We start from the raw sequence: 2,249 nt of genomic DNA, 5'->3' as shown, positions 1-2,249 counted from the left end.
GGGTGATGCAGGGGATCGCTTTGAGGGGGAGAACGTCGTCCTCCATGAGTTCGCCCACCAACTGGACCAGGAGGACGGGGTCGCAGACGGGACGCCGGTGCTCGACAGCGTAGCCCGTCACCGGATGTGGGCGGAAGTGCTGGGCAGTGAGCTCCAGACGCTGCGCGACAAGGCGTCGCGCGGGGAGGCGACGGTCATGGCCCACTACGGCGCCGAGGACGCCGGCGAGTTCTTCGCCGTGGCCACAGAGTCCTTCTTCGAACAGCCGGAACACCTGTCTAAAGAGCACCCTGCGCTCTACGCGGCGCTGCGGGACTACTACCGGGTGGATCCCGCCGCATGGCATTAATACGATGGTACAGCGGCTCACGGGATCGCATACAGAGGTGGGTCCGTATCCGTACACGACCAAGCTGCCGATGCCGGGGATGCTTCCTTACGAGGACATCTACTTTCAGCTTTTGGATTTGCCACCGACGAGCGCCGATTACATGGAGTCATGGTTGGCTCAAGCACTGGAACGCGCGGATGCGGCGTTCCTGGTGGTTGATGTGAGCGATCCTGAAAGCCCAGACCACATCTTGGCCATTCGCTCTCAACTGCGCGAAAAGAAGATCGTGTTGATGGAGGGCTGGCCCACTCTCGCGGCGGGTGGTGCAGCAATAGCCGCACGCAGTGGGTGGATAGGAGCTAAGGTGGAGGATGACATCACCGATCCGTTCCGAATCGAACTGCCTACCTTGCTCATCGCGAACAAGTGTGACCTCGATCCGGATCCTGAGGAAGTGCAGGTATTGGAAGAGTTGCTCGGCGTCCATTATCCAGCGGTGACGACCTCTGCAAAGACGGGGCAGGGACTGGGACAGCTCGGGGAGCTGCTCTTCCGTGGACTCGAGATCGTTCGTATATACACCAAGGCGCCGGGCCGAGCGCCTGATACGGAACGGCCTTTTACCCTGCGCCGCGGGGCGACGGTGCTTGATGTGGCCGAGCGAGTGCACAAAGACTTTGCGAAGACACTTAAGTTCGCGCGCCTCTGGGGTACAAGTCAGTTTGAAGGTCAACACGTAGGACCCGACCACGAAGTCGCCGATCGCGACGTCGTGGAGCTGCACGCGCAATAATAGAGAGCAGAACTTTTTACCTGATCATCACCGCCCATCATTCTTCAGAGCACAGGGCTCATTTTCGCCCACGGTGTCGGAAACGATATGCATCAACGAGCAGCCGCTCGTCCATCGGTGGGAGGTTCGCTTCGCGCATGAGCCTCCGCCACGCCGGGTCGCCATGCAGCGGCTCGCCCACCTCTCGGGCCTCGCTTATCTCTCGCCAAGTCACCTCAACGTGCACCTCATGTTCGGGCCGTGGATCGCGCTTCGCGCCGCGGTGGTGATCGACATCGACGGTCCTCCGAGACCGTCTTCTGAGCCGCCGAACCCGTGCCCGAACTGCGAGCGCGACTGCATGTCGAAGTTCCGGCACGCGGCGGCTGCGGCCGGGTCAACGCCGGAGGCGCACACGGCCGTGGAGCAGCACTGGCGGCTTTGGCTCTCGGTTCGGGACGCGTGCCCGGTAGGTCGCAAGCACCGCTACAGCGACGACCAGATCGGCTACCACTACACCAAGGACCGCGATCGCTTGAAGCGAGCGCTCGGGCATGAGTGTTGAGAACGTCTTCGTCGATATCGCCCTCGTCATCACTTTCATCGTCGCAAACTTCGGACTGTTCCATGGGCGTCGAAGTGGTCCCGAATTTCTTGTGGGGCAAAGCGGAACGTGTCAACGACTTTGAGACATCTTTCCGGAGAATTTAGTGTTGCTCGCGCTCGCCGGCGGGCGCGCACAACACGTGCCGTCCCCCGCACCTGACGTCTTCGTTCCATCATTCTCCGAGGACCAGGAGAATGTTATCTTCTTCCCGCTATCTTTTTTCACACGCGTGTTCCTGGCCGCCCTCACTCGCCCAGCGCGTATTTCAGTACCTCATCACGGACCGCTTCGAGTTGCTCCCATTGCGGACACTTGCGCATGCGCATGTTCGCCTCATCGATATCCTGCTTGTCGAAAAAGAGATAAATGGGTCTCAACGCCTCGCGAAATACGTAGTTTCGGTGGTAATGCATCTCTGAATCCCCTTTAATGCGGCGGTAGATTTCCCGCACTAGCTCGGCATCGGGCGCCTCAGTCAAATCCTGGGTCATTGAGTCTTCCCTCGAAACTAAAACCTCCATAGTATGGCCCATGATGCC

General features: G+C 60.0%; 4 protein-coding genes. 3 read left to right on the top strand and 1 reads right to left on the bottom strand.

The features are described 5' to 3' along the window. From M3436_20795 to M3436_20785, 3 genes are all read left to right on the top strand, one after another. The coding region (locus M3436_20795) for a zinc-dependent peptidase (protein MDQ3566405.1) at positions 1 to 349 on the top strand (349 nt) is incomplete at its 5' end. Between the two features lie 4 nt (positions 350 to 353). Further along, complete coding sequence (locus M3436_20790) at positions 354 to 1,124, top strand: TGS domain-containing protein (protein ID MDQ3566404.1); 771 nt, start codon at positions 354 to 356, stop codon at positions 1,122 to 1,124. Between the two features lie 73 nt (positions 1,125 to 1,197). Next, positions 1,198 to 1,668, top strand: coding sequence for a hypothetical protein (locus M3436_20785; protein MDQ3566403.1), 471 nt, complete (start codon positions 1,198 to 1,200; stop codon positions 1,666 to 1,668). Between the two features lie 287 nt (positions 1,669 to 1,955). Here the strand turns inward: M3436_20785 and M3436_20780 are convergent. Beyond that, a partial coding sequence (locus M3436_20780) for a hypothetical protein (protein ID MDQ3566402.1) occupies positions 1,956 to 2,249 on the bottom strand: 294 nt, incomplete at its 5' end.

It is taken from the genome of Pseudomonadota bacterium (assembly GCA_030859565.1).
In the GTDB taxonomy this organism is placed as follows: domain Bacteria; phylum Pseudomonadota; class Gammaproteobacteria; order JACCXJ01; family JACCXJ01; genus USCg-Taylor.
Note: the sequence above shows the minus strand (reverse complement) of the source record. Positions and strands in the feature narration are given on the sequence as shown.